Consider the following 26,570-nt stretch of genomic DNA (forward strand, 5'->3'; position numbering starts at 1 on the left):
AGCTTGACAACCTCACTGGCTTTTGCCGGCATGCCGCCGATCAGCAATCCGAGCGTCAAGCTCAAGCACCACCATCCCTGTTTCACTCTTGGCATCTCCGGCTCCAGCCTTGCTCATCGGCAGGGCGCAGACTGAAGTGTTGAGCAAGGTCGGACAGCGGGCCACCTTGACGCGACGAACTGCGCTTTCTGTGGGCTGAACTGCGACTGAATGTCGATCAGTCATGAGCCAGAAAAGCAAAACGGGCCCAGTGGGCCCGTTCATACTTTGGCGGAGAGGGCGGGATTCGAACCCGCGGTGGGTATTAGCCCACACACGCTTTCCAGGCGTGCGACTTAAACCGCTCATCCACCTCTCCTGCAAGCCAACAATCATAACCTATTGCGTGCTCACGAAGGCGACATTCCGTCAGTTGCTGCTGCGCCAGTCCAGGGCGCCGCGCCAGTCGAGCTGGTGCACGACATTGTTGAGGTGCAGCATGCGCCGCGAACGCGCCAGCTCATGCCCGTGGCCGTCAATCAGCGCGACGTTGCACAAGATGTTCATCGGGTCGAACAGCGCCACGACGTCAGGCTGGATCTCCGTCCATTCCCATGCAATCTGGATGGCTTCGCCATCGGCCAGTGCAGCCCACACTTCCTGGCCACATCGCAGCCCGGAACGTGCATCGTGCACTCTGACACTGCTTCCGATTTGACGCAGGTCGTCTGTCACTTTTTCAAACTCGTTTACAGTCTTGACGACCGTCTCGCAGGCCATCAGTTGCCAGGCTGCCATCTGCATTCGGATCTCCCGTCATTTGGATGGTTTGCAGTTTGCGTTCGTCGAGGCCGCACTGCGCCTACCAACCCTAGTAGCGCATGAACCTCCAGCGGTACGAACAAGTCAGTCAAGCAGCAGATCTCACGTCTTTTCGACAGGGGCTGATCGCCTTCGCGAATGACCTAGATTTCGGTCTGGTCGTTGGCGTGCTGGCCATCGAGCACCGTGGGCCGGGTGCGAAGACTGAGTACGTCGCCGTAGGCAACACGCCTGAGGCTTTCTTGGAGATTTCCAGGGACAACAGCTACGCGCAACGCGACCCCGTGCATCAACGTTTGGCGAGCCTGACCAAACCGCTGATTTACGACCAGGCTTTCTACGTGGACGCCGGTGCAGGCGAGTTGTGGGAGATGTATGCACCGTTCGGCTACCGGACCGGTGTTGCCGTAGGTGTCCAAATGCCTGGCTACCGCCGGTTGCTTCTCGGGCTCGATCGGGACGCACCCTTGCCCAAAGATCCGATCAAGCTGAATCGGATGATCGCGGACTTGCAATTGCTCGCCGTTCATGCACAGGACGCTGCAGGGCGGCTGCTTGTGTCCAAGAGATCGGCACAACCTGCGGTGCAGCTTCCGTCACGACAGCTTGAGATCCTGAAGCTGACGATGGAGGGCAAGAGCGCCTGGGTTGTCGGGAGCCTGCTAGGCATCAGCGAGAACACGGTGAACTACCACATGAAGCAACTGTTCAAGCTGCTCGACGTGTCCACCAAGCACCAAGCCGTGCTGAAGGCGATGGAGCTGGGGCTGCTCTGACCGGCTACCGGCCCTACCAGGGTTTGTAGTTCTCTGTTGTCTGCCCGTCCTACACACTGCGCGCCATCTCAACGCTGCTAGCCGGACGGTGCAAATGGAAAAAGTTTCTTTCTGGGAAGTTCTCGCAGAACTGCTCGGCTTCCCGATTACGGGTAATTGATCCCGATCCTCTGAGCAGATCTTAGGAAAAGCGACACCTCCATCGCTTTCGTTCGGCGCCCCCCGAACGTCTTGCGCCCGCGACTGCCCTTGTTCAGGGCCCTCGCGGGCTTTTTTGTTCTGGGCCTCAGGCCTTTGCGCCGCCTTTGAACAACGCCATGGCGGTGCCGATCAAACCAGCGACTTCCGTCATATTGCCCGGCACGATCATCGTGTTGTTCTTCTGAGCGAGCTGGGCATAGGCGTCGACAGCCTTCTCGGCGACCTTCAGCTGCACAGCCTGATCACCGCCCGGCTGCTGGATGGCCGCTGCGATCTTGCGGATGGCGTCCGAAGTCGCGTCCGCCACAGCGGTGATCGCTGCGGCCTGGCCCTGTGCCTGGTTGATCTCGGCCTGCTTCTCACCCTCCGAGCGTGCAATGGCCGCCTCACGTTCGCCGGTCGCGATATTGATCTGCTCCTGGCGCCGGCCTTCTGACGCCGCAATCAGCGCGCGTTTCTCGCGCTCCGCCGTGATCTGAGCCTGCATGGAATGCAGGATGGCTGGCGGCGGCGTCAGGTCCTTGATCTCGTAGCGCAGCACTTTGACGCCCCAGTTCAAGGCCGCCTCGTCCAGGGCCTCGACGACGGACGTGTTGATGACGGCGCGCTCCTCGAAGGTGCGGTCCAGCTCCATGCGGCCGATGACTGAGCGCAGCGTCGTTTGCGCCAATTGCGTGATGGCGACAACATAGTTGCTCGCGCCGTAGCTCGCCCGCATGGGGTCGGTGACCTGGAAGTAGAGGATGCCGTCAACCGTCAACTGGGTGTTGTCCTTGGTGATGCAGACCTGGCTGGGCACATCGAGCGCGATCTCCTTCAGTGAGTGCTTGTAGGCCAGCCGGTCGACGAAGGGCACGAGGAAGTTGAGCCCCGGTGTGAGCGTCCCGTGGTATTTGCCCAGGCGCTCCACCACCCAGGCGTTCTGCTGCGGGACGACCTTGATGGAGCGCGCCACGAAGATGGCCGCGATGACGAGGATGACGAGTGCGATTTGGAACCCCATGAGGCCTCCCGGTGTTGTTGGTTTGCAGGCTCAGCGATCGAGGAGCAGACAACTGCCTTCGACCGCGCGAATCACATGCCGGCCACTTTGGGCCGGCGGACTGCCGATAAAGCGTGCCTGCCAGGCAGCGCCGCGGTATTGCACCTTGGCCCGGCCGTCGGTTGACCAGGTCTCGACCTGGACGGATTGACCGATGTCGAGGTTGACATCTGGGTTGCTTGCAGCGGGAGCGGCTGCGGGCATGCGGCTGCGCCGCAGGTGCCAGCCCACGACCGCTGCGCCGCCCGTGACGGCGGCGGTCAGCACTTGTGCGGTCAAGCTCGCGCCGAGATGAGCCGCCAGCGCACCGGCGATGGCGCCCACGGCCAGCATCAGCAGATAGAAGGTGCCGCTGGCCAATTCGGCCGCGACGAGCGCTCCTGCAGCGATCCACCAGACGGTGGCCCAGTTCCATTCCATCTTGTCTCCCCAGGTAAGTGTTGTCGGGTCAGTTTATAGACTGCGCTGACGCGAGTGGGACATGCTGCGGCCCTACACTTCGCCGCTTCGTTTTTTGATGCCCGCCCGCTGGAGGCCGCCGATGATCCGTTTTCACTTTCCCATCGTCATCATCGATGAGGATTACCGCTCCGAGAACACCTCGGGCCTGGGCATCCGCGCGTTGGCCGAGGCCATCCAGAAGGAGGGCATGGAAGTCCTGGGCGTGACGAGCTACGGCGATCTGTCGCAGTTCGCCCAGCAGCAAAGCCGCGCCTCGGCATTCATCCTGTCCATTGACGACGAGGAATTCACCGCGGGGCCCGAGATGGACCCTGTCGTGCTGAATCTGCGCAAGTTCATCCAGGAGATCCGCAACCGCAACCCGGACATCCCCATCTACGTCTATGGCGAGACGCGCACCAGCCAGCATCTGCCTAACGACGTGTTGCGCGAACTGCATGGCTTCATCCACATGTTCGAGGACACGCCGGAGTTCGTAGCCCGCCACATCATCCGTGAGGCCAAGAGCTATCTCGATGGCCTGGCACCGCCGTTCTTCAAGGCGCTGATGGACTACGCCCAGGACGGCTCCTACTCCTGGCATTGCCCAGGCCACTCGGGCGGCGTCGCCTTCCTGAAGAGCCCGGTGGGGCAGATGTTTCACCAGTTCTTCGGCGAGAACATGCTGCGCGCTGACGTGTGCAACGCCGTTGAAGAGCTCGGCCAACTGCTGGATCACACCGGTCCGGTCGCGGCCAGCGAGAAGAACGCGGCGCGCATCTTCAACGCCGATCACTGCTTCTTCGTCACCAACGGTACGTCCACGTCCAACAAGATGGTCTGGCACCACACGGTGGCGCCCGGCGACGTCGTCGTCATCGACCGCAACTGCCACAAGAGCAATCTGCACGCCATCATCATGTGTGGCGCCATCCCCGTCTTCCTGACGCCGACGCGCAACCACTACGGCATCATCGGGCCCATTCCCGAGAGCGAGTTCAGTCCGGAGACCATCCGCGCCAAGATCGCCGCCAACCCGCTGCTGGCGCACATCGACGCTGCCACGGTCAAGCCCTCCATCGTCACGCTGACGCAGAGCACCTATGACGGCGTGCTCTACAACACCGAAACCATCAAGAAGAAGCTCGACGGCTACATCCCGACGCTGCACTTCGATGAGGCCTGGCTGCCGCATGCGGCCTTTCACGATTTCTACGGGCARTTCCACGCGATGGGCAAGAACCGTCCGCGCCCGAAGGAAGCCATGGTCTACGCGACGCAATCCACGCACAAGCTGCTGGCTGGCATCTCGCAGGCCTCGCAGGTGCTCGTGCAGGATTCGCAAAGCGTCAAGCTGGACAAGCATCTCTTCAACGAGGCCTACCTGATGCATACGTCGACCTCGCCGCAATACTCGATCATCGCGAGCTGCGACGTGGCTGCGGCGATGATGGAGCCGCCCGGCGGTACGGCGCTCGTGGAGGAAAGCATCCGCGAGTCGCTGGACTTCCGCCGTGCCATGCGCAAGGTCGAGTCGGACTATGGCGACGACTGGTGGTTCAAGGTCTGGGGGCCGGACTTCCTGCGCGCGCAGGATGACCAGGGCAGCGAGCCCGTGTCGGCGGACTGGATGCTGCACGCCGACGAGGACTGGCATGGCTTCGGCGCGCTCGCCGAGGGCTTCAACATGCTGGACCCGATCAAGTCCACCATCATCACGCCCGGGCTGGACATGGAAGGGCGCTTTGCCACCACGGGCATCCCGGCCTCGGTCGTCACCAAGTTCCTCGTCGAGCATGGTGTCGTCGTCGAGAAGACGGGGCTGTATTCCTTCTTCATCATGTTCACCATCGGCATCACCAAGGGCCGCTGGAACACGCTGTTGACTGCGTTGCAGCAGTTCAAGGACGACTACGACAAGAACGCGCCGCTGTGGCGCATCCTGCCGGAGTTCTGCGCGAAGTTCCCGAAGTACGAGCGCATGGGCCTGCGCGACCTCTGCCAGTCCATTCACAGGGCCTATGCCGAAGGCGACATTGCACGCCTGACGACGGACATGTATCTGTCCAATCTGCAGCCGCTGATGACGCCGACGGAAGCCTATGCCCATATCGCACAGCGCAAGACCGAACGCGTCGGCATCGACGACCTGGAGGGGCGCATCACGACCTCGCTGCTGACGCCCTATCCGCCCGGCATCCCGCTGCTGATTCCTGGCGAGGGCTTCAACAAGAAGATCGTCGATTACCTGAAGTTCACGCGCAGCTTCAATGCGAAGTTTCCGGGCTTCGCGACCGACGTCCACGGCCTTGTCCATGAAGTGGACGAAGAGACCGGTCGCGGCCGGTATTACGTGGACTGCGTGAAGGCCTGATCAGGCCGCTGCGCCCATCCGCCGGCGCGGTTTCTCGTGGTACGCCAGGTCGCGACGCACRCCATGCCGCGACCTCACTTGATCACTCGCCGCCGGCGAGTGCGACATGGCTGAAGCCGCCATCGACATACATGATCTCGGCGCTGACGCCGGCGGCCAGGTCGGACAGCAGGAAGGCAGCGGCGTTGCCGACGTCCTCGATGGTCACGTTGCGCCGGATCGGCGCCGAGGCGGCGAACTGGCTCAGCAACTTGCCGAAGTCCTTGATGCCGGAGGCTGCCAGCGTCTTGATTGGGCCGGCAGAGATGCCGTTGACTCGCACGCCCTTGGCGCCGAGGTCGTGGGCCAGGTAGCGCACGCTGGCCTCCAGCGCCGCCTTGGCCATGCCCATGGTGTTGTAGTTGGGCACGTAGCGCTCGGCGCCCAGGTAGCTCAGTGTGAGCAGGGCGGCGCCGGGGCGCAGGCGCGGGGCGGCCAGCTTGGCCATGGCGGGGAAGCTGTAGGCCGAAATGTCGTGGGCGATGCGGAAGTTCTCGCGCGTCATGCCGTCCAGGAAATTGCCGGCAATCGCCTCGCGAGGCGCAAAGCCGATGGAATGGACGAAACCGTCGAACTCCGGCCAGACCTCGCCGAGCTGGTTGAACAACGCCTCCATCTGCTCGTCGCTGGTCACGTCACAGTCGTAAATGAGTTTGGAGCCGAATTCGGCAGCGAACTCGCTGATGCGGTCCTTGAAACGTTCGCCCTGATAGCTGAACGCCAACTCGGCACCTTCGCGGTGGCAGGCCCGGGCAATGCCGTAGGCGATGGAGCGGTTGGACAGCACGCCCGTGATCAGCAGCCGCTTGCCGGCGAGAAAGCCCATTCTTGTCTCCTGTGAGGTCTCAAACAGCCTCAGATTCTGGCACGCGCAGGGCGTAGCGGCTTGCCGGCATGGGACTTGCACAGTACAATCCGAGCTTCACCAGAAATGAGAGAACTCTGCAAAGAGTCTTTCAACGAGCCCCGGACGACATCCCCCGGGGCGCGATATCAGGTGAACGAGTGGGCGGATTCATCCAGCCCATTTTTTTTGCTTTTTCGATTTTCTTTCGACCGAAGACCGCACACCCCGAATGAGTTGGCAAACCGCTGTGGAAACGACCGTGACCGGACTCGGTTACGAACTCGTGGACTGCGAACGCAGTGCCAGTGGTGGAACGCTGCGCGTGACGATTGACAGGCTGAACGCCGGGGCGGATGCCGGCGAGCTGATCGATGTGGATGACTGCGAAAAGGTCACCCGACAGCTGCAGTATGTGCTCGAGGTCGAGGGTTTGGAATATTCCCGGCTCGAAGTGTCTTCACCGGGTCTGGATCGGCCGTTAAAAAAGGCCGCGCATTACGCGCGCTTTGCCGGCCAGGAAATCGATATCACGCTCAAAGCGCCTTTCCAGGGCCGCAAGAAGTACCGCGGCGTGGTCAGCGCGCAGCCGGATGCGGCGGACGACCAGGCCTGGCGCCTGGTGTTCGACGACGGCGAGGCCGATCAGGCGCTTGATTTCACGCTCGACGAGGTGCGCGAGGCACGCCTCGTGCCGTCGTTCAGCTTCAAGGGTCGTGGCGGCGAACCGGCGCCTGACCGCAAGCCCGGCCAGCGTGGTGTCATCAAGCCGAAAAAAGCAGCACTCAAGAAACAAGCGGGCGCGCCCAGTGATGCGGCGCCCGGCCAAGACAAGGTTGACGGAGGTCTCAAGCAATGAACCGCGAAATGTTGATGCTGGTGGACGCGATCTCGCGCGAGAAGAGCGTGGAGCGCGATGTCGTGTTCGGTGCGGTGGAAGCCGCGCTGGCCTCGGCCACCAAGAAGATTTACGGCGCTGAGGCCGACATCCGCGTCAGTGTGGATCGCGAATCGGGTGAGTACGAGACCTTCCGCCGCTGGCATGTCGTGCCCAACGAGGCCGGTCTGCAGAACGCCGACGCCGAAATCCTGCTGTTTGAAGCCCAGGAACAGATCTCCGACATCGAGGTGGACGACCACATCGAAGAACCCGTCGAATCCCTGCCCATCGGCCGCATCGGCGCACAGGCCGCCAAGCAGGTCATCCTGCAGAAGATCCGTGACGCCGAGCGCGAGCAATTGCTCAACGACTTCATGTCGCGCGGCGAGAAGATCTTCGTCGGCACGGTCAAGCGCCTGGACAAGGGCGACATCATTGTCGAAAGCGGTCGCGTCGAAGGGCGCCTGAAGCGCAGCGAAATGATCTCGAAAGAGAACCTGCGCACCGGTGACCGCGTGCGCGCCGTCATCCTCGGTGTGGACCCGACCCAGCGCGGCCCGCAAATCATGCTTTCGCGCTCCAGCCCTGAGTTCATGAAGGAACTCTTCGCCCAGGAAGTGCCGGAAATCGAACAAGGCCTGCTGGAGATCAAGAGCTGCGCCCGCGACAGCGGTTCGCGCGCCAAGATCGCCGTCATCAGCCATGACCGCCGTGTCGACCCCATCGGCACCTGCGTCGGTGTGCGCGGTTCGCGCGTCAACGGCGTGACGACCGAACTTGCTGGCGAGCGCGTCGACATCGTGCTGTGGAGCGAAGACCCGGCCCAGTTCGTCATCGGCGCGCTGGCCCCGGCCAATGTGCAATCCATCGTCGTGGATGAAGAGCGCCATGCCATGGATGTCGTCGTTGACGAGGAAAACCTCGCCATCGCCATCGGCCGTGGCGGCCAGAACGTGCGCCTGGCGTCCGAGCTGACCGGCTGGCGCATCAACATCATGTCGGCCGAGGAATCGGCTGCCAAGCACGAGGTCGAGGCCGAGAGCGTTCGCAAGCTCTTCGTCGAGAAGCTCGACGTCGATGCCGAGGTCGCCGACATCCTGATCGCCGAAGGCTTCACCAGCCTGGAAGAAGTCGCCTACGTGCCCATGCAGGAAATGCTGGAGATCGAGGCCTTCGACGAGGACACCGTCAACGAGCTGCGCACCCGTGCCAAGGATGCCCTGCTGACGATGGAAATCGCCCGCGAAGAGAAGGTCGAAGAGGTCTCGCAGGACTTGCGCGATCTCGAAGGCGTGACCCCTGAACTGTTGAGCAAGCTGGCCGAAGGCGGCATCAACACCCGTGACGATCTGGCCGACCTGGCTGTCGACGAACTGGTCGAGCTGACCAGCCAAGACGAGGCCGCTGCGCGCGCGCTGATCATGAAGGCCCGCGAACACTGGTTCAACGCCTGATCAACACACGCCGCGCCGCACCGAAAGTAATTTGAAGGATCCCCACATGGCCGTGACTACCGTCGCCCAATTCGCCGCCGAGCTGAGCAAGCCGGCGGGCACGCTGCTGGAGCAGCTGCATGCCGCGGGCGTCAAGAAGTCTTCCGTCGACGACTCGCTGAGCGAGAACGACAAGGAACGCCTGCTCGACCACCTGCGCTCTTCCCACGGCACTGCCGGTGCGGATCGCAAGAAGATCACGCTCGTCAAGAAGTCGACCACCGAGATCAAGCAAGCCGATGCCAGTGGCAAGGCCCGCACGATCCAGGTCCAGGTCAAGAAGACCCGCACCTTCGTCAAGCGTGACGACGAGGTCGCTGCCGGCCCCGACGACGCCGAACTGGTGCGCCGCGAGGAAGAAGCCCAGGCCCAAGCCACCGCGCTGCGTGCCCAGGAAGAGGAACTCGCCGCCAAGGTGAAGGCTCGCGAGGACGCCGAGCGCGCCGCGCGTGAAGCTGCCGAGGCGCGCCGCGCCGAGGAGCAGGCTGCCGCCGAAGCCGCCGCCAAGGCCGCTGCCGAAGCTGCCGCTGCAGCTGCCGCCGCCAAGCCGGAGGTCACGCCCGTCGAGCAGGCCGAGGCCCGCCAGCGCAATGCCGCTGCTGCCGCCGCCGAAGCCGCCGCGATCAACAAGGCCGCCTCCAAGCGCGGTGCCAAGGCCGCCGCGCCTGCGCCCGAGCCTGAAGTCGTTGCGCCGCCGCCGCCCGCACCTGCGCCTGAGGTCGTCGCCCCGCCACCGCCCGCGCCCGAAGTGGCCAAGCCGGCGCTGCGCGTCGTCAAGGCCGTCGATGCCGCTGCCGAAGAGAAGCAGAAGCAGGACGACCTGGCCCGCCGCCGCAAGGCCGCCGAGGACGAGGCCGCCAAGATCCGCGCGATGATGAATGCACCCAAAAAGGTGCTGGTCGCGAAGAAGCCCGAAGAGCCCAAGCCGGCCGAAGCCGCCGCGGGCATCAAGGGCACCATCCACAAGAAGGCCGGCACGCCGGGCGCAGCACCTGCTGCAGCCGGCGCAGGCGCCGGCAAGCCGGGCGACAAGAAGTCGGTCAAGTCCGAGAAGCTGTCATCCAGCTGGGCCGATGACGCCGCCAAGAAGCGTGGCCTCAAGACCATCGGCGCCGGCCCCGCCGGCGCGAACCGCCCGGGTGGCGGCGGCAACTGGCGTGCTCCGGCGCGCGGTGGTGCCGGTGGCCGTCGTGGCGGCAATGACCGTGGTGGCAATGGCCAAGGCAACTTCCAGGCACCTGCAGAGATGCAGATCCAAGAGGTGCACGTCCCCGAGACGATCTCGGTGGCCGACCTCGCCCACAAGATGTCGGTCAAGGCCGCCGAGGTCATCAAGCAATTGATGAAGCTKGGCCAGATGGTCACCATCAACCAGCMGCTGGACCAAGAGACGGCCATGATCCTGGTCGAGGAAATGGGTCACAAGGCCTTCCCCGCCAAGCTGGACGATCCGGACGCCTTCCTGGAAGAAGAGGGCACCGCCGAGCAGGAGCACGAGTCGCTGTCGCGCGCCCCGGTCGTCACCGTCATGGGCCACGTCGACCACGGCAAGACCTCGCTGCTGGACTACATCCGCCGTGCCCGCGTCGCCGCAGGCGAGGCTGGTGGCATCACGCAGCACATCGGCGCTTATCACGTCGATACGCCGCGCGGCATGATCACCTTCCTGGACACCCCGGGTCACGCGGCCTTCACGGCGATGCGTGCCCGCGGTGCCAAGGCAACCGACATCGTCATCCTCGTTTGCGCGGCCGACGACGGCGTCATGCCCCAGACCAAGGAAGCCATCCACCACGCGAAGGCGGCTGGCGTGCCRATCGTSGTCGCGATGAMCAAGATCGACAAGCCCGACGCCAACGTCGAGCGCGTGAAGAGCGAGCTCGTGGCCGAACAGGTCGTGCCGGAAGAATTCGGTGGCGAGTCGCCCTTCATCGGCGTGTCGTCCAAGACCGGCCAGGGCATTGACGACCTGCTGGAGCAAGTGCTGCTGCAGGCCGAAGTGCTGGAGCTGAAGGCGCCGGTGGCCTCGATGGCCAAGGGCCTGGTCATCGAAGCCAAGCTGGACAAGGGCCGCGGCCCGGTTGCGACGGTGCTGGTGCAGAGCGGCACGCTCAAGCGCGGCGACGTCGTGCTGGCTGGCTCCACGTTCGGCCGCGTTCGCGCCATGCTGGACGAAGACGGCAAGGCCTGTACCGAGGCTGGCCCGTCCATCCCGGTCGAAATCCAGGGCCTGACCGAAGTGCCGCAAGCTGGCGATGAGTTCATGGTGCTGGGCGACGAACGCCGCGCCCGCGAGGTCGCGACCTTCCGTTCGGGCAAGTACCGCGACGTGAAACTGGCCAAGCAGCAGGCTGCCAAGCTGGAGAACATGTTCAGCGAGATGGGCGCCGGCGACGTGCAGACGCTGCCGCTGATCATCAAGAGCGACGTGCAGGGCTCGCAGGAAGCGCTGGCCGCTTCGCTGCTCAAGCTCAGCAACGCCGAGGTCAAGGTGCAGATCGTCCACGCGGCGGTTGGCGGCATCAGCGAGAGCGACATCAACCTCGCCATCGCTTCCAAGGCCGTCATCATCGGCTTCAACGTGCGGGCCGATGCCGGTGCGCGCAAGCTGGCCGAAGGCAACGCGGTCGATCTGCGTTACTACAGCATCATTTACGACGCTGTGGATGACGTGACCAAGGCGATGTCCGGCATGCTGGCGCCCGAGCAGCGCGAAGAAGCGCTGGGTACGGCCGAGATCCGCGTCGTGTTCGTCGCTTCCAAGATCGGCACGGTGGCCGGCTCCATGGTCACCAGCGGCCTGGTCCGTCGTGGCGCTCGCTTCCGACTGCTGCGCGAGAACACCGTCGTCTACACGGGCGAGGTGGACTCGGTGCGCCGCGAGAAGGACGACGTCCGCGAAGTCAAGGAAGGCTTCGAGTGCGGTATCAAGCTCAAGAACTACAGCGACATCAAGGAAGGTGATCAGCTCGAATTCTTCGAGATCAAGGAAGTGGCCCGCACGCTCTGACCTCCAATCCCGAGGGTTAACCCCGCCCCTCGGGGCGGGGTTTGTTCTTTGTTGGCTGTCCGCGCGTGAACCGCGCAAACAGCCTGATCAGGAAACCTGCCATGAGACACAAACGCGCCATCCCCAACCGAGCTTTCCGAGTCGCCGACCAGATCCAGCGTGATCTGGCGGAGCTGATCCGCGAGCTCAAGGATCCGCGCATCGGCATGGCGACGATCAATGCGATCGAGGTTACGCCGGACTACGCCCATGCCAAGGTGTTCTTCTCAGTGCTGGTCGGTGACCCGAAGGAAACGCAGGAAGCGCTGAACGAGGCCGCAGGCTTCCTGCGCAACGGCCTGTTCAAGCGCCTGCAGATCCACACGGTGCCGACGCTGCACTTCCAGTTCGACCGCACCATCGAGCGTGCGGCCGAGATGAGTGCCCTGATCAACAAGGCCAATGCGACTCGCGCTTTGGAAGACGAGGAGCCGAATGACTGAGGCTGTCGTCACTGCGAGGCCTGCTCGGGTACGCATCCAGCGTCGCCCGCTGCATGGCGTGTTGTTGCTCGACAAGCCGCTGGGCTTGTCGAGCAACGACGCGTTGCAGAAAGCCAAGTGGCTGCTGCGCGCCGAGAAGGCCGGCCACACCGGCACGCTGGACCCGCTGGCCACCGGCCTGCTGCCGCTGTGCTTTGGCGCCGCGACCAAGTTCAGCCAGGTCAGCCTCGACGCCGACAAGCGCTATCTCGCAACCCTGGCGCTGGGCATCCGCACGACCACCGGCGACGCCGAAGGCGAGGTGCTGGAGCGCCGTGACGCCGACGGCATCACGCAAGCGCAGATCGCTGCCGCCTGCGCCGCCTTCACCGGCGAGATCGACCAGATGCCGCCGATGTACTCGGCGCTCAAGCACGAGGGCAAGGCGCTGTACGAATACGCCCGCGCCGGCATCGAGATCGAGCGCAAGAGCCGTCGCGTGACGATTCATGCCATCGACATCGTCAGCGTGCAGGCTGGCACCGTGACCCTCGACGTCCGTTGCACCAAAGGCACCTACATCCGCACGCTGGCCGAAGACATTGGCACTGCACTCGGTTGTGGCGCTTCGCTGGCCGCACTGCGCCGCACCGGCTCCGGCAGCCTGACGCTGGACGGCAGCATCACGCTCAGCGGCCTGGAAGCCCTGCCCGAAGAACAACGCGCCGCGCTGCTGACCTCGCCCGACCGCCTGCTGGCCGAAGCCCCCGAGCTTCGTCTGCCTGCCGACGAGGCCGCACGCTTCCTGTCTGGGCTGCGCCGCCGCGTGACCGCAGCCGACGCCGAGCGCGTGCGTGTCTACGGCCCCGAACCCCGCGCCTTCCTCGGCAGCGCCCACATCTCCTCTGGCGAACTGATCGCCGACCGCCTGTTGACCCCGCCGGAGGTCCAGGCTCTGCTTTCCGCCTGACCCGGTTTTCTTCCAAGCATCACCATGACCACCCCGATCCGCAACATTGCCATCATTGCCCACGTCGACCACGGCAAAACCACCATGGTCGACCAGCTCCTGCGCCAGAGCGGTACCTTCGCCGACCACGAAAAGGTCGTCGACACCGTCATGGACAGCAACGCCATCGAACGCGAGCGTGGCATCACCATCCTGGCCAAGAACTGCGCGGTGTCGTGGGGCGGCACGCACATCAACATCGTCGACACGCCCGGACACGCGGACTTCGGCGGTGAAGTCGAGCGCGCACTGTCCATGGTCGACGGCGTCGTGCTGCTGATCGACGCCCAGGAAGGCCCGATGCCGCAGACGCGCTTCGTGACCAAGAAGGCGCTGGCACTGGGTCTCAAGCCCATCGTCGTGGTCAACAAGGTCGACAAGCCGGGCGCCAAGCCCGACGCCGTCATCAATGCCGCTTTCGACCTGTTCGACAAGCTGGGCGCCACCGACGAGCAGCTCGACTTCCCGGTCGTCTACGCCTCCGGCATCAACGGCTGGACCTCGCTGACCGAAGGCGCGCCTGGCGAGCAATGGGGCCCCGATATGTCGGCCCTGTTCGACACCGTGCTCAAGCACGTGCCCGCCCAGTCGGGTGATCCCGCTGCTCCGCTGCAGCTGCAGATCTCGGCGCTGGACTTCTCCACCTTCGTCGGCCGCATCGGCGTGGGCCGCATCAGCCAGGGCACCATCAAGACCGGTATGCAGGTCGTCGTGATGGAAGGTCCGGACGGCAAGGCCGTCAACGGCCGCATCAACCAGGTGTTGACCTTCCACGGCCTGGATCGCGTGCAGGTCACCGACGCCGGCCCGGGCAACATCGTGCTGATCAATGGCATCGAAGACATCGGCATCGGCGTGACCGTGACCGACCCGGCCAACCCGTCGCCGCTGCCCATGCTGAAGGTCGACGAGCCGACGCTGACGATGAACTTCTGCGTCAACACCAGCCCGCTGGCCGGCCGCGAAGGCAAGTTCGTCACCAGCCGCCAGATCTGGGACCGCCTGCAGAAAGAACTGCAGCACAACGTGGCCCTGCGCGTGAAGGAGACCGACGAAGACGGCATCTTCGAGGTCTGCGGCCGCGGTGAACTGCACCTGACCATCCTGCTGGAAAACATGCGCCGTGAAGGCTATGAGCTGGCCGTCTCCAAGCCGCGCGTGATGTTCAAGGACGTCGACGGCGAGAAGCAGGAGCCGATGGAGCTGGTGACCGCCGACGTGGAAGAAATCCACCAGGGCGGCGTCATGCAGGCGCTGGGCCTGCGCAAGGGCGAAATGCTCAACATGGAGCCGGACGGCCATGGCCGCGTGCGCCTGGAGTACCGCATCCCGGCCCGTGGCCTGATCGGCTTCAGCAACGAGTTCATGAACCTGACCCGCGGCTCGGGCCTGATCTCGTCGATCTTCGACGGCTACGAGGCCCACAAGGGTGACATCGGCGGCCGCAAGAACGGCGTACTGATCTCCATGGACGACGGCGAAATCTTCACCTACGCCCTGGGCAAGCTGGACGATCGCGGCCGCATGTTCGTCAAGCCCAACGACCCGGTCTACGAAGGCATGATCGTTGGCATCCACAACCGCGACAACGACCTGGTCGTCAACGCGACCCGCACCAAGCAGCTGACCAACTTCCGCGTCTCCGGCAAGGAAGATGCGATCAAGGTCACGCCGCCGATCGAGCTGACGCTGGAGTACGGCGTCGACTTCATCGACGACGACGAACTGGTCGAGATCACGCCCAAGAGCGTTCGCGTTCGCAAACGCTTCTTGTCCGAGAACGAGCGAAAGCGTGCTCAGCGGAGCTGACACGCTTTCGCTGGCGCGGCGCCTTGAGCTCCCCCCAGCCCCCCTTCAGGAGGGGGTTCTAGTCAGTTGATTGCCCGCGCCCCGAAAGGGGCGCTCTTCGTTGATGAGCCACCGGTCTGCTGTTTTGCTGATGCTGCTGGTCACGCTGATGTGGAGTTCGGCGGGCGTGGTCACGCGGCATCTGGATGCAGCGCGTGGATTCGAAATCACGTTCTGGCGCAGTGCCTTCAATGCGCTGGCACTGGTGGCCATCCTCGGCATGATGCGGGGCAAGGCGTTGTGGTCAGCCATGCGTGGCGGTGCGGTCTGGGCCTCAGGCCTGTGCTGGGCCGTCATGTTCACGGCCTTCATGGTGGCGTTGTCGCTGACGACGGTGGCCAATGTGCTGGTCACGATGTCGCTGTCCCCCCTATTCACGGCGATATTTGCGCGGTTCTTTCTGCATCAGCCGATTCCCGCCCGCACCTGGTGGGCGATTGCCGTGGCTGGCGCGGGCATCGCGTGGATGTTCGGTGGTCAGCTGGGCGGGCCGCTGTTGGGCGTCATCGTTGCGCTGGGCGTGCCGCTGGCCGCCGCCAGCAATTGGTGCCTGCTGCAGAAGGTGGGGCAGGGCGACACTGACATGCTGCCCGCGGTGCTGATCGGTGCTGTGATCTCCATGGTGTTCACACTGCCGCTGGCCTGGCCGTTGCAGGCCAGTGCGCACGACCTGTCCCTGCTGGGTTTTCTGGGCGTCTTCCAGCTTGCCGTTCCCTGTCTGCTGGCCGTGCGCCTGGCGCGCGAGCTGCCGGGCCACGAACTGGCCCTGCTCGGCCAGGCGGAAACCCTGCTCGGCGTGCTTTGGGCCTGGGCTTTTGCGGGCGAACACCCAGGCAGCGCGGCCCTGATCGGCGGTAGCCTCGTGCTTGCGGCGCTGATCGCCAACGAAGCGCTGGCGCCTCCTACTGTCAAACCCGCCTCCTTGAATAACGCATGAGTGACCTGATCCCGACCCTGGTGTCTGACGGCCATATCCTGGCCGACGTCAACGGCTGTCTCGGCCTCATCACGCTGAACCGCCCGCAAGCGCTGAATGCGCTGTCGCTGGCCATGATCCGCGACATGACGGCGCTGCTGCGCCACTGGGCGTCTCGACCGGAGATCCAGGCCGTCGCAGTGCTCGGCGCGGGCCGCGAAGGCAAGGCGCCGGCCTTCTGCGCGGGCGGCGACATCCGCTTCTTCCACCAGGCCGCTCATGCCGGTGACCCGGCGCTGGAAGACTTCTTCACTGAGGAATACCGCCTCAACCACCTGATCCACCACTACCCCAAGCCCTATATCGCGCTGATGGATGGCATCGTCATGGGCGGCGGCATGGGTATCAGCCAGGGCGCCAAGCTGCGCGTGCTGTCCGAGCGCTCCAAGCTGGCGATGCCTGAGACCGGCATCGGCCTCTTTCCCGATGTCGGTGGTGGCTACTTCCTCGCCCAATGCCCCGGCCACGTCGGCGAATGGTTGGCACTGACCGGCCAGGCCATTGCGGCCGGCGACGCCATCGAATGGGGCCTGGGCGATGTCTATGTGCCGGCGGCGCAATGGGCCGACCTTGTCGAAGCGCTGAGGGCCAGCCCCCAGCCCAGCGCCGAGCACGTCATCGCGACCGTCATGGAGTGTGCCGATCTCGCCCCCACCGCCGACCCCAAGGCCGCCGCCGAACGCATCGACCGCCATTTTGGCGAGCCGACGCTGGCCGGCATCCTGGCATCCCTGGCCGCGGCCGATGACGACTGGGCGCACCAGACCCGCGAGACGCTGTTGACCCGCTCGCCAACCATGATGGCGGTGACGCTGGAGCTTGTGCGCCGCGGCCGCAAGCTCGGCCTGGCCGACGATCTGCGCCTGGAGCGTGATCTGGTGCACCACGCCTTCCATTTGCGCGGTGCGGCCCGCAGCGAGACCGTCGAAGGCATTCGCGCGCTGGCGGTCGACAAGGATCACGCACCGCGCTGGAGCCCAGCCTCGGTCGCCGATCTGGACGCGGGTGAGGTGGCGGCCTTCTTCGTCAGTCCCTGGCCTGCGAACGAGCATCCGTTGCGCGACCTGAGCTGAAGCTGTCGCCCCCTGGATCGGGGGTTGGCCTGGCGCGGGCATCTCCACACACTCGCGAAAATTTTTCACGTTCGACGGAGACAACAATGCGCAAAGTGCTCATGACGGCCTTGCTGGCCACCGGCCTGTTCGGCCAGGCTGCCCAAGCCTCGCCGGTGCTGTGGGATTCCGCCTCCGGCGGCAATGACCACTACTACGAGTTCTTCGACGCCAACGTCAGCTGGGACGATGCCTTCACGGCGGCCCAGAGCGCGAGCTATCTGGGCATGACCGGCTACCTGGCCACCATCACCAGCGCCGGCGAAAACCGCTTCGCTTCCGTCACCGTGGCCGGTGGCATCCTGGCATGGCTGGGCGCTTCGGACGCCGGCAATGAAGGCACTTTCACCTGGCGTGATGGTCCCGAGAACGGCCAGGCCTTGACCTACACCAGCTGGAATCCGGGCGAGCCGAACAACTGCTGCGGTGGCGAGAACTACCTGCAGACCAACTTCGGCGCCGTCATGGGCTGGAACGACCACGGCGGCCCGGGCAATGCTGGCCAGATCAACGGCTATCTGGTCGAGTTCAGCGCCGCCCCCGGCACCGTGCCCGAGCCGGCCAGCCTGGCCCTGGTGATGGCGGCCGCCCTGGCGGGCGTTGGCGTGTCCCGCCGCCGCAACCGCTAAGCCCTCACGGTTCAGCATTTCTCAACGCCCGCGTCAGCCCGACGCGGGCGTTGCCATTTGCGGGCCGGGATAATCCGCTGCGTGACTGCTTTTTCTCCCTGGCGCCTGTCCGTCGCGCCGATGATGGACTGGACCGATCGCCATTGCCGCCATTTCCATCGGCTCATCACCCGCCGCGCGCTGCTCTACACCGAGATGGTGACGACTGGCGCCTTGCTGCATGGCGACCAACCCCGTCATCTCGACTTCAACGACACCGAGCACCCGGTCGCGCTGCAGCTGGGTGGCAGCGATCCCGCCGACTTGGCCGCCTGCGCCAGGCTTGCCGAGCGCTGGGGCTACGACGAGGTCAACCTGAACTGCGGCTGCCCCAGCGAGCGAGTGCAGAAGGGCGCCTTCGGGGCCTGCCTGATGGCCGAACCCCAGTTGGTGGCCGACTGCGTCAAGGCCATGCGCGATGCCACCTCGCTGCCGGTCACCGTCAAGCACCGCATCGGCATCGACAAGATTGAGAGCTACGACTTCGTCCGCGACTTCGTCGCCACCGTTGCGGAGGCCGGCTGCGAAGTCTTCATCGTGCATGCCCGCAATGCCTGGCTGCAGGGCCTTTCACCGAAGGAAAACCGCGAGATCCCACCGCTGCGCTACGAGCTGGTGGAGCAGCTCAAGCGCGAATTCCCGCAGCTGACCATCGCCATCAACGGCGGCCTGAAGACGCCGGACCAGATCGCCGAGCAGCTGGCCGTGCTGGACGGCGTCATGATCGGCCGCGAGGCCTATCACGAGCCCTGGAGCATGGCGCAGTGGGACTCGCGCTTCTTCGGCCAGCCTGACCCGGCGGCGTCGCGCGAGCAGGTCGAAGACGCCTGGCTGGATTACCTGGATCGCGTGCATGCCGCTGGCCGCTCCTGGTCCCATGCGATGCGCCACGCGCTCGGCCTGTGGAACGGCACGCCCGGCGCACGCCGCTGGCGCCAGGTCTGGAGCGACCATCGCCTGAAGACCCTGCCGCCGCGTGAGGTGGCCGAGCGCGCCAACGCGGCGCGCGTGCAAGGCACGTCGGTCGCGGCATGACGACCGGCCGCGGCGCGGCCCTCGGCGAGCATGTGAGCATGCATCCCTCCATGACCCGAACCGCCGCCCTGGCGCTGTGCCTCGCCGTGGCGGGCAGTGCCTATGCCGCACCCTGCAAAGAACAGCCGGGCGCTGCCGCCCGCCGGCAAGCCGTCGAGCAGGGCCTGCTGCCTGCGGTGGTGTTCGACGGCGAAGAGCAGCCGCAGACACTGGCCGCTCGCATGGCCGAGCACGGCGTGCCCGGCCTGGCCGTGGCGGTGCTGCGCGGCGGCGAGGTGGACTGGGTGGCCGTGTACGGCCGCCGTGCGATGCAGGCGCCGGCTGTCAGTTGCGACACGCTGTTCCAGGCCGGCTCGCTGGCCAAGCCCGTCACGGTGCTTGCCGCGCTGCGCCTGCAGGACGCTGGCCGGCTGGACTGGGACCGCGACGTCAACGGCCTGCTCACGTCGCTGCGCCTGCCTGCGGGCCGGCAGACGCCCGATCACCCCGTCACGTTGCGTGGGCTGCTCGCGCACACCGCGGGCATCACGCCGGGGGGCTACCCCGGCTACGCCCAGGCCGGCCCCGTGCCGACAGTGTTGGAGGTGGCGACCGCGGCACCGGGCACGAACACGCCGCGGCCCGAGGTCGTGCTGCCGCCCGGCGAGCAGCTGCGCTATTCCGGCGGCGGCTACACGCTGGCCCAGATCGCCATGCAGGACAGCCAGAAGCTGGCCTTCGAGCCGCTGATGCAGCGCTGGCTGTTCCAGCCGCTCGGCCTGCGCCATGCCACGTTCGCACTGCAGCGCCAAAGCGCCGGTGGCGATGTGGCGGCCGGCCACCAGGGCGACGCCGCGCCGGTACCGGGCGGCTGGCTGCACCTGCCCGAAAGCGCCGCGGCCGGCCTGTGGTCCGACGCGGGCGACCTCGCCACGCTGCTGACGGAACTGCGCAAGGGCTGGCAGGGCCGCAGCCAGGTGTTCCGCAAGCCCAGCATGCGCGCGCTGCTCGGCACGCCCGTCGAGGGGCATTTCTACGGATTCAGGCTCGTCGGCGAAGGCGAGCAGCAGTTCCTCGTCCACTACGGCGGTACCACGGGCTACAACGCCGGCATGGCCATCAACCTGCACACGGGTGATGGTGTCGTCTACCTGGCCAACGCCGAGGCGGGCCGCGCGCTGAGCGCTGAACTGCTGGCGGCCGTGTCGCGTGCCTATGGCTGGACGCAGTTCCGCGAGACGCGCGTGCGCCGGGCCGAAGCGAACGAGGCGGCCATCCAGGGGCTTGCCGGCCGCTACTTGTTCACCGCCATGGGGGTGCGTGTGCAGGTGGAGCAGGCACAGGCACAGCTGACCCTGGTGTTTCCCAACGGCGACCGCCTTGCGCTGACGCCCATCGCCGCCGATGGCGTGCCGCTGCAGTTCATCCATCCCACCGGCGTGCGCGTTGGCTTCCAGCGCGGTGAGGCCGGCGCGGTGACGATGCAGCTCTATGGCGACCAGGGCGTGCGCGAGAACTCGCCATGACGAAACTGCGGCGCGCGTGGGCCGCCGTGCTGTGCCTGGCCGCCGCGGCGGCGGTGACGGCGCAGCCGCTCGCGCTCGGCGTCGTCCTGGTGCCCGGTGGTTTCGAGGCTGGCCGCCAGCCCGACGGCAACAGCCTGCTGCTGCAGGGCGATCAGGGCTGGCTGCTGATCGACRGCGGCCGCCACCGCGCTCATGCCGAAGCGGCGCTCGCGGCGGCGGGCGGGCAGGTGAGGGCGGTGCTGAACACGCATTGGCACCTCGACCACCTCGGCGGCAACGCCTGGTTGCGTTCGCAAAGGCCTGGGCTTGAAGCCTGGGCGTCGCCCGCGGTAGCGAAGGCGCTGGCGGCCGATGGCTGGCTGGACCGCTACCGCCGCCAGCTGATGGAGGCCATTCCCACGGCACCGGCCGATCAGGCGGCCGTCATGCGCGTTGACCTCGAACTGCTGAACCAGGCTGCGGCCCTGCGCCCCGATCGTGAGATTGGGACAGCCTCGGCCCGGACCATCGCCGGCCGCCGCCTGCAGATCGGCATCGAAACCGCCGTCAGCGGTGGCGACTTGTGGGTGTTGGACACGGCCACCGGCACACTGGCCGCTGGCGACCTTGTCACGCTGCCAGTGCCTTTCATGGACACCGCCTGCCCCCTGGCCTGGCGCGAGGCCCTGGCGCGCATCTCCGCCCAGCCTTTCCAGCGCCTGGTACCCGGCCATGGTCCGGTCATGAGCCGCGCCGATTTCGAGCGCTGGCGCGGCGGCTTCGAGGCCCTGCTGGACTGCGCCGACCAGGGCCTGCATCCCGGAGCCTGCGCCGCCGTCTGGCGTTCACGCGTCGACACGTGGCTGGACGACGCCGGCCGCGCTCGCGTCAATGGCATGCTTGGCTACTATTTCAAGACGCTGCTGCAAGCACCGACCGAACAACGTGAGCGATTTTGTCGACGACCCTGACATCGGCCCGGTCCTGCCTCTGGACGAGGCCTTGTGGAGCCACAGTTTTGACACGGCACTGGGCCGCTGCGGCGTTGTCTGGAGCGAGCGCGGCATCGTCGCTTCTCTGCTGCCTGATGCCAGCCCGGCGCGACTGAAGCGCCGACATCCCACCGCCGAACTGACGACGGAGCTGCCCGCCCACATCGCCCATGCCGTCGATGGCATTCGCGCACTGCTGGCCGGCGAGGCGCGTGACCTCGGCGACGTCGTCCTCGACGAGCGCGGCATCCCCGAGTTCCGCCGTCAGGTGCATGCGCTGACCCGCGCCATCCCGCCCGGGCAGACCCGCACCTACGGCGAGATCGCCACGGCCCTCGGCCAGCCCGGTGCGGCGCGCGCGGTCGGCCGCGCCGAGGGCGACAACCCGTTTCCGCCCATCGTGCCCTGCCACCGCGTGATGGGCGCAGGCGGCGAGCCCACGGGCTTCTCGGCGCCGGGCGGCGTCGAGACCAAGCGGCGCATGCTGCTCATCGAGGCCCGTGCCGTGGGCCAACTCGCGGGCGATCAGCAGAAGTTGTTCTGACCGCGACAATCGCGCATGTCCTTTTCTTCCCTGGGCCTCTCGCCCGCCCTGCTGCGCGCCGTGCGCGAACAGGGCTACCACGCGCCGACCGCTGTGCAGTCAGCTGCGTTGCCTCCCATCCTGGCCGGCGCCGACGTGCTCGCGTTGGCGCAGACCGGCTCCGGCAAGACCGCTGCCTTTGTGCTGCCGCTGCTGCAACGCCTGGTCGCCGCGCCGCCTCGCCCAGGCCCGCGTGCGTTGGTGCTGGCGCCGACGCGTGAGCTGGCCGCCCAGACGGCCGAGCTGATGCGCAACGTCGCCGCGCTGCTGATGCACCGGCCCAAGGTGGCGCTGGCCTTTGGCGGCGTGTCCATCAACCCTCAGCTGATGGCGCTGCGCGGCGGCTGCGACGTGATGGTGGCCACGCCGGGCCGCCTGCTGGACTTGATCGACCACAACGGCCTGACGCTGGCCGGCGTGGAATGCCTGGTGCTGGACGAAGCCGACCGGCTGCTCAACGCCGGCTTTGCCGACGAGTTGCAGCGCGTGCTGGCGCTGGTGCCCGCACGGCGCCAGACCCTGCTGTTCTCCGCCACCTGCCCGCCTGCCGTGCAGGGGCTGGCCGAGCAGTTGCTGCGCGAGCCGGTGCGCATCGACATCCAGGAGGCACCGCCGCAGATCACCCAGCGTGCCATCCAGCTCGACCGCGCCCAGCGCCTGCCCGCACTGCGGCAACTGCTCAAGGAAGAGGCCTGGGATCGCGCGCTGGTCTTCGTCGCCAGCCGCTACACGGCCGAGCTGGTGTCGGACAAGCTTTTCGCCCACGGCTTCAAGGCTGGCGCCTTGCATGGCGAGCTGAGCCAGGGCGCGCGCAGCGACGTGCTGGCGGCGCTGAAGAACGGCAGCGTCAAGGTGCTTGTCGCGACCGACGTCGCCGCGCGCGGCTTGCACGTCGATGCGCTGGACGCGGTCGTCAACTACGAGCTGCCGCGCTCCGCCGCCGACTACACCCACCGCATCGGCCGCACCGGCCGCGCCGGCGCCACCGGGGTGGCAGTCAGCTTCATCTGCGCAGACAGCGCTGAGAACGCCGAGAGCCACTTCCGCCTCATCGAGAAGCGCCAGGGCCAGCGCGTGCCACGCGAGCGGCTGGAGGGCTTCGAGCCCGAGGCAGTCGCCACCGAAGCCCAGGCTATCGGCGGCATCAAGAGCACGACGCGCAAGAGCAAGAAGGACAAGCTGCGCGAAGCCGCGGCGCGTGGGGAATGAGCGATGGGCATTGAGATCGAACGCAAGTTCCTCGTCACCGGCGACGGTTGGCGTCAACCGGCCGCGGCGCAGACCCGCTTCAGCCAGGGCTATCTGAGCCGTGACCCGGCCCGCACGGTGCGCGTGCGCATCGCCGGTGAACAGGCCTTCCTGACCATCAAAGGTGCGACCCAGGGGGCCACGCGGGCCGAGTTCGAGTACGAGATTCCGCTCATTGATGCCCGACAGCTGCTGGCGCTGTGCGATGGCCCGCTCGTCGAGAAGATCCGCCACCTGTGCCTGCATGAGGGCATGACCTGGGAGGTTGACGAATTCCTGGGAGCCAACGCCGGCCTCGTGGTCGCGGAAATCGAGCTGGCGGCCGAGGGCCAGGTCTTTGCCCGGCCGGACTGGCTGGGTGCCGAAGTGACCGGCGATGGCCGTTACGTCAATGCCAACCTGGCGGTGAACCCGTTCACGCGCTGGCCGGCCGGCCGGGCCGCGGACTCGTAACACGGCGAGTTCGACACCCATGGCCCGCGCCGGGCCATGACGCAGGTCAAAGCGGACGCTCATCCTCGTCTGGCGCCTCGCCTCTCGCCTGCCTACACTGCAAGAGTTCGGCGATACATCTGGAGACAACGTGAAACACGCTCCAACGCTCCGCCCGAGGCTCCCGCAGACAGTAGTCGCGCTAGCCACTCTAGCGATGGTCGTCGCCGCACACGCGCAGGACACGCCCTTGAGCGCTGGACCTGCCGCCAGCGCCCCCTCGTCCGCAGCGACAGCCCCGTCGACGCCCCCGGCGGCCAACCGCCTGAGCCTGGATCGGATGGTGGTCACCGGCACGGGTGTGGCCCGCCGCAAGTTCGACACGTCTTACGCCGTTTCGAGCCTGTCATCTTCGGACATCGACAAGCTCGGACCGCTGAACACGGCGGATCTCCTCGGTCAGGTGCCGGGTGTGCAGGCCGAAGCCACCGGCGGCGAGGCCCAGAACATTTATCGCGTGCGCGGCATTCCGAACGAGTCGAACTTCTTCACGTTCCAGGAAGACGGCATGCTCATCTACGGGGAGAACGACGGGTACTTCTTCAAGGGCGACGTCATGGTGCGCCCGGACCTGATGACCCAGAACGTCGAAGTCGTCCGTGGCGGGCCAGCGCCGATATTTGCGGACAACGCGGCCGCCATCCTCAACCTGATCACGCGCCAGGGCGGTGAAGTGGCGGAGCACGGCGCCCGGCTCACGCTGGGCGACACCGGCCTGTATCGCTTCGACGGCTTCGCCTCCGGCAAGCTGGCCGACCGGACGTATTACGCCTTCGGCGGCTTCTACCGCAAGCACCGGGGCTACCGTGACAACGGCTTTCCCAGCGACACCGGCGGCCAGTTGCGGCTGAACATCCGGCACAGGCTGGACAACGGTGAAGCCAGGTTTTTTGCCAAGGTCTTCGACGACAGCAATGTGTTCCTGCTGCCTATTCCGGTGGCAGACCCGCGCGATCCGTCAAAGTCGCTGAACCCCTACATCGACTACTTCAAGGGCACGCTGAATTCGCCCTACCTGCGCAACGTCAAGTTCATCTACCCGACTGTGGGCGGCGCGGGCAGTGCCACCGAATCGCGTGACCTGTCCAATGGCCGGCAACTGCGCTACTTCAACACCGGCGTTGATCTCAACCTCAACCTGGGTGGGTGGCAGCTCAGCGAGAAGCTGAGGCTGACGAAAGGCAAGCTCGACTTCGATGCCTTGTACTCGACCGTCAACCCGGCGGACGCCAACGCCTTTGCCGCCAGCTTCCTGACTGCCTCACGCACGGCGTTCGGTGCCGGCGTCAACCGCCTGGGCTACACCTACGCCGGCCAGTCCGCGGCCTACGACCCGTACGGCGCATCCGGCCTGGTCGCGCAAGCGGGCTACCGCTCGATCCAGAACGACTTCAACACCATCGCCAACGACCTGCGCGTGACCCGCGACTTTGAACTTGCAGGCCGGCACAGCCTGACCGGCGGCCTGCTGCTGTCGCGCTACAAGTCCACGATGAACCTGCGCTTCCAGGACTTGCTGCTGGAGTTGGCCGGCAAGCCCCGGCCGCTGGACCTGGTCGCCTACGACGCCGGCGGCGCCGTGCTGGGCCGCGTCACCGACAACGGCGTGCTGCGCTATTCGTCCACGCTGATCGGCGGCGAGTCCACGGTCACCCAGACATCGGTCTACCTTGCCGACACCTGGAAGCCGGTGCCGCAGACCACGCTGGATTTCGGTGTCCGGCGCAGCGGCTACAAGGGTGACGGCTACAGCAAGAACACGGCCCGGTACGACCTGGGCAACGCCGCCACCCTGGCCGACAACTCGACGCTGGGTTACACCGGCGTCAACGCCCCGCGCCCGATTGACGGCCACCCGACCTCCTGGACCGTCGGTGTCAATCAGGAGCTCACGCGAGCCATGGGCGTGTATGCGCGCGCCTCCGTGGCCTACCGTCTGCCGGGCGAAATCAACGTCTACACCTTCGCTGCGCCGACGACGACCAAGGCCAAGCAGTACGAGGCCGGCTTGAAGTACTCGACCGAGCCGTTCTCGGCTTTCGCCACCGTCTTCCTGAGCCAGTTCAAGCCCTTTGCGACGACGGTGGCCGAAATCAACCCCGCCACTGGAACCATCACGAATCAGGTCTTCATCGGCGACGTGAAGAGCCCTGGCGTGGAGTTCGAATTCTCGTGGCGCCTCATTTCAAGTTTCACGTTGGACGGCGCGGCGACCTACAGCCCGGCMAAGTCCGGCAACATGATCAGCGCCGCCGGCAACCAGTCGCTGACGACCGAAGGCAAGTTGCCCATCCGCCAGCCCAAGGCCTGGGGCAATATCCGTCCCACTGTCCACTTCGCCGTGGCGGACTGGCAGGCCAGCGCCTACGCCCGCTTCAACTTCACCGGAAGGCGCTACGTCGATCTGCAGAACACGACTGCGCTGCCGGCCTACCAGACCCTGGCGCTGGGCACGTCGGCCAGCAGGGGCGGCACCACCGTGCAGCTGATGGTGGACAACGCCACCAACGCCAAGGGCTTGACCGAAGGCAACCCGCGCGCCGATGCGGTGGCCGGGCAGGGTTCGGCCGATGCCATCTATGGCCGACCGCTGTTTGGCCGCAATGTTCGCCTGACGCTGACCCAGGAATGGTGACTCGAGCGGCACAGGGGCCGGTACGGCCAAACACCAATCCGCGGACTGGAGATGTGGAATAGAGTGGGATCGAGGTTGGTGAGCACGGCTTGGCTCGATTCGGTGGGTTGCGCAAGGCCCTCCGAT

At 65.9% G+C, this 26,570-nt stretch carries 22 protein-coding genes, 1 tRNA gene and 1 pseudogene; 19 read left to right on the forward strand and 5 right to left on the reverse strand.

From position 1 onward, the window contains the following. The first annotated feature begins 3 nt into the window (after positions 1-3). Positions 4-135, forward strand: coding sequence for a hypothetical protein (locus ACXJKM_RS24185; protein WP_457355790.1), 132 nt, complete (start codon positions 4-6; stop codon positions 133-135). A gap of 133 nt (positions 136-268) precedes the next feature. Here the strand turns inward: ACXJKM_RS24185 and ACXJKM_RS24190 are convergent. Both ACXJKM_RS24190 and ACXJKM_RS24195 read right to left on the reverse strand, forming a co-directional pair. Next, positions 269-358 (reverse strand) — tRNA-Ser (locus ACXJKM_RS24190). Between the two features lie 50 nt (positions 359-408). Further along, positions 409-783 (reverse strand): hypothetical protein, encoded by a 375-nt coding sequence (locus ACXJKM_RS24195; protein ID WP_056196681.1) that lies wholly within the window; start codon positions 781-783, stop codon positions 409-411. A 77-nt stretch (positions 784-860) separates the two neighbouring features. Between ACXJKM_RS24195 and ACXJKM_RS24200 the strand changes: the two genes are divergently transcribed. Next, positions 861-1,577, forward strand: a complete 717-nt coding sequence (locus ACXJKM_RS24200) for a helix-turn-helix transcriptional regulator (protein ID WP_056196685.1) — start codon at positions 861-863, stop codon at positions 1,575-1,577. A gap of 286 nt (positions 1,578-1,863) precedes the next feature. Here ACXJKM_RS24200 and ACXJKM_RS24205 read toward each other — a convergent pair whose 3' ends face one another. Continuing rightward, positions 1,864-2,781, reverse strand: coding sequence for an SPFH domain-containing protein (locus ACXJKM_RS24205; protein WP_056196690.1), 918 nt, complete (start codon positions 2,779-2,781; stop codon positions 1,864-1,866). A gap of 30 nt (positions 2,782-2,811) precedes the next feature. Continuing rightward, the gene (locus ACXJKM_RS24210) at positions 2,812-3,240 is read right to left on the reverse strand and encodes an NfeD family protein (RefSeq protein WP_056196692.1); all 429 of its coding nucleotides are present in this window, start codon (positions 3,238-3,240) and stop codon (positions 2,812-2,814) included. Positions 3,241-3,361: 121 nt separating this feature from the next. Between ACXJKM_RS24210 and ACXJKM_RS24215 the strand changes: the two genes are divergently transcribed. Beyond that, on the forward strand, positions 3,362-5,635 hold the full coding sequence (locus ACXJKM_RS24215) for an arginine/lysine/ornithine decarboxylase (RefSeq protein ID WP_056196695.1): 2,274 nt from the start codon (positions 3,362-3,364) through the stop codon (positions 5,633-5,635). 82 nt (positions 5,636-5,717) lie between these two features. Here the strand turns inward: ACXJKM_RS24215 and fabI are convergent, their stop codons facing one another. After that, positions 5,718-6,500: an enoyl-ACP reductase FabI gene (gene fabI, locus ACXJKM_RS24220; RefSeq protein ID WP_056196698.1), complete on the reverse strand. Its 783-nt coding sequence runs from the start codon at positions 6,498-6,500 to the stop codon at positions 5,718-5,720. A gap of 250 nt (positions 6,501-6,750) precedes the next feature. Here fabI and rimP point away from each other — a divergent pair. The 16 genes and pseudogenes from rimP to ACXJKM_RS24300 form a co-directional block, all read left to right on the forward strand. Next, positions 6,751-7,257, forward strand: a pseudogene (rimP, locus tag ACXJKM_RS24225) (ribosome maturation factor RimP); the annotation flags it as partial. Between the two features lie 116 nt (positions 7,258-7,373). After that, on the forward strand, positions 7,374-8,852 hold the full coding sequence (gene nusA / locus ACXJKM_RS24230) for a transcription termination factor NusA (RefSeq protein WP_457355792.1): 1,479 nt from the start codon (positions 7,374-7,376) through the stop codon (positions 8,850-8,852). Positions 8,853-8,898: 46 nt separating this feature from the next. Then, on the forward strand, positions 8,899-11,901 hold the full coding sequence (gene infB / locus ACXJKM_RS24235; protein ID WP_457355794.1) for a translation initiation factor IF-2: 3,003 nt from the start codon (positions 8,899-8,901) through the stop codon (positions 11,899-11,901). Positions 11,902-12,002: 101 nt separating this feature from the next. Continuing rightward, complete coding sequence (rbfA, locus tag ACXJKM_RS24240) at positions 12,003-12,383, forward strand: 30S ribosome-binding factor RbfA (RefSeq protein WP_056196708.1); 381 nt, start codon at positions 12,003-12,005, stop codon at positions 12,381-12,383. Beyond that, positions 12,376-13,332, forward strand: coding sequence for a tRNA pseudouridine(55) synthase TruB (gene truB / locus ACXJKM_RS24245; protein ID WP_056196710.1), 957 nt, complete (start codon positions 12,376-12,378; stop codon positions 13,330-13,332). Before rbfA ends, truB begins: the two co-directional genes overlap by 8 nt. A gap of 24 nt (positions 13,333-13,356) precedes the next feature. Then, entirely contained in the window at positions 13,357-15,180 is a 1,824-nt protein-coding gene (gene typA / locus ACXJKM_RS24250) for a translational GTPase TypA (RefSeq protein WP_056196714.1), read from the forward strand. A gap of 103 nt (positions 15,181-15,283) precedes the next feature. Continuing rightward, positions 15,284-16,156, forward strand: a complete 873-nt coding sequence (locus tag ACXJKM_RS24255; RefSeq protein ID WP_457326210.1) for a DMT family transporter — start codon at positions 15,284-15,286, stop codon at positions 16,154-16,156. Then, positions 16,153-17,268, forward strand: coding sequence for an enoyl-CoA hydratase/isomerase family protein (locus ACXJKM_RS24260; protein ID WP_457355797.1), 1,116 nt, complete (start codon positions 16,153-16,155; stop codon positions 17,266-17,268). Before ACXJKM_RS24255 ends, ACXJKM_RS24260 begins: the two co-directional genes overlap by 4 nt. A gap of 86 nt (positions 17,269-17,354) precedes the next feature. Next, positions 17,355-17,936: a lectin-like protein gene (locus ACXJKM_RS24265; protein ID WP_457325510.1), complete on the forward strand. Its 582-nt coding sequence runs from the start codon at positions 17,355-17,357 to the stop codon at positions 17,934-17,936. A 120-nt stretch (positions 17,937-18,056) separates the two neighbouring features. After that, the gene (gene dusA, locus ACXJKM_RS24270) at positions 18,057-19,010 is read left to right on the forward strand and encodes a tRNA dihydrouridine(20/20a) synthase DusA (RefSeq protein ID WP_457355853.1); all 954 of its coding nucleotides are present in this window, start codon (positions 18,057-18,059) and stop codon (positions 19,008-19,010) included. A gap of 50 nt (positions 19,011-19,060) precedes the next feature. Next, positions 19,061-20,515, forward strand: coding sequence for a serine hydrolase domain-containing protein (locus ACXJKM_RS24275; protein ID WP_457355799.1), 1,455 nt, complete (start codon positions 19,061-19,063; stop codon positions 20,513-20,515). Beyond that, the gene (locus ACXJKM_RS24280; RefSeq protein WP_457355801.1) at positions 20,512-21,465 is read left to right on the forward strand and encodes an MBL fold metallo-hydrolase; all 954 of its coding nucleotides are present in this window, start codon (positions 20,512-20,514) and stop codon (positions 21,463-21,465) included. Before ACXJKM_RS24275 ends, ACXJKM_RS24280 begins: the two co-directional genes overlap by 4 nt. Beyond that, a complete protein-coding gene (locus ACXJKM_RS24285; protein WP_457355803.1) occupies positions 21,440-22,030 on the forward strand; it encodes a methylated-DNA--[protein]-cysteine S-methyltransferase in 591 nt (196 codons plus the stop codon). The genes ACXJKM_RS24280 and ACXJKM_RS24285 overlap by 26 nt, the downstream gene beginning before the upstream one ends. A 15-nt stretch (positions 22,031-22,045) precedes the next feature. Then, complete coding sequence (locus ACXJKM_RS24290) at positions 22,046-23,278, forward strand: DEAD/DEAH box helicase (RefSeq protein WP_457355805.1); 1,233 nt, start codon at positions 22,046-22,048, stop codon at positions 23,276-23,278. A gap of 3 nt (positions 23,279-23,281) precedes the next feature. Next, positions 23,282-23,770, forward strand: coding sequence for a CYTH domain-containing protein (locus tag ACXJKM_RS24295; RefSeq protein ID WP_457355807.1), 489 nt, complete (start codon positions 23,282-23,284; stop codon positions 23,768-23,770). Positions 23,771-23,999: 229 nt separating this feature from the next. After that, positions 24,000-26,444 (forward strand): TonB-dependent receptor, encoded by a 2,445-nt coding sequence (locus ACXJKM_RS24300; RefSeq protein WP_457355809.1) that lies wholly within the window; start codon positions 24,000-24,002, stop codon positions 26,442-26,444. Positions 26,445-26,570 lie beyond the last annotated feature (126 nt).

The organism is Roseateles sp. P5_D6, assembly GCF_054049415.1.

Bases quoted from the DNA above. Each gene is read 5' to 3' on its own strand.
- ACXJKM_RS24195 (WP_056196681.1), bottom strand. From the start codon at position 783: ATGCAGATGGCAGCCTGGCAACTGATGGCCTGCGAGACGGTCGTCAAG.
- ACXJKM_RS24200 (WP_056196685.1), top strand. From the start codon at position 861: ATGAACCTCCAGCGGTACGAACAAGTCAGTCAAGCAGCAGATCTCACG.
- ACXJKM_RS24205 (WP_056196690.1), bottom strand. From the start codon at position 2,781: ATGGGGTTCCAAATCGCACTCGTCATCCTCGTCATCGCGGCCATCTTC.
- ACXJKM_RS24210 (WP_056196692.1), bottom strand. From the start codon at position 3,240: ATGGAATGGAACTGGGCCACCGTCTGGTGGATCGCTGCAGGAGCGCTC.
- fabI (WP_056196698.1), bottom strand. From the start codon at position 6,500: ATGGGCTTTCTCGCCGGCAAGCGGCTGCTGATCACGGGCGTGCTGTCC.
- nusA (WP_457355792.1), top strand. From the start codon at position 7,374: ATGAACCGCGAAATGTTGATGCTGGTGGACGCGATCTCGCGCGAGAAG.
- rbfA (WP_056196708.1), top strand. From the start codon at position 12,003: ATGAGACACAAACGCGCCATCCCCAACCGAGCTTTCCGAGTCGCCGAC.
- truB (WP_056196710.1), top strand. From the start codon at position 12,376: ATGACTGAGGCTGTCGTCACTGCGAGGCCTGCTCGGGTACGCATCCAG.
- typA (WP_056196714.1), top strand. From the start codon at position 13,357: ATGACCACCCCGATCCGCAACATTGCCATCATTGCCCACGTCGACCAC.
- ACXJKM_RS24255 (WP_457326210.1), top strand. From the start codon at position 15,284: ATGAGCCACCGGTCTGCTGTTTTGCTGATGCTGCTGGTCACGCTGATG.
- ACXJKM_RS24260 (WP_457355797.1), top strand. From the start codon at position 16,153: ATGAGTGACCTGATCCCGACCCTGGTGTCTGACGGCCATATCCTGGCC.
- ACXJKM_RS24265 (WP_457325510.1), top strand. From the start codon at position 17,355: ATGCGCAAAGTGCTCATGACGGCCTTGCTGGCCACCGGCCTGTTCGGC.
- dusA (WP_457355853.1), top strand. From the start codon at position 18,057: ATGATGGACTGGACCGATCGCCATTGCCGCCATTTCCATCGGCTCATC.
- ACXJKM_RS24275 (WP_457355799.1), top strand. From the start codon at position 19,061: ATGACCCGAACCGCCGCCCTGGCGCTGTGCCTCGCCGTGGCGGGCAGT.
- ACXJKM_RS24290 (WP_457355805.1), top strand. From the start codon at position 22,046: ATGTCCTTTTCTTCCCTGGGCCTCTCGCCCGCCCTGCTGCGCGCCGTG.
- ACXJKM_RS24295 (WP_457355807.1), top strand. From the start codon at position 23,282: ATGGGCATTGAGATCGAACGCAAGTTCCTCGTCACCGGCGACGGTTGG.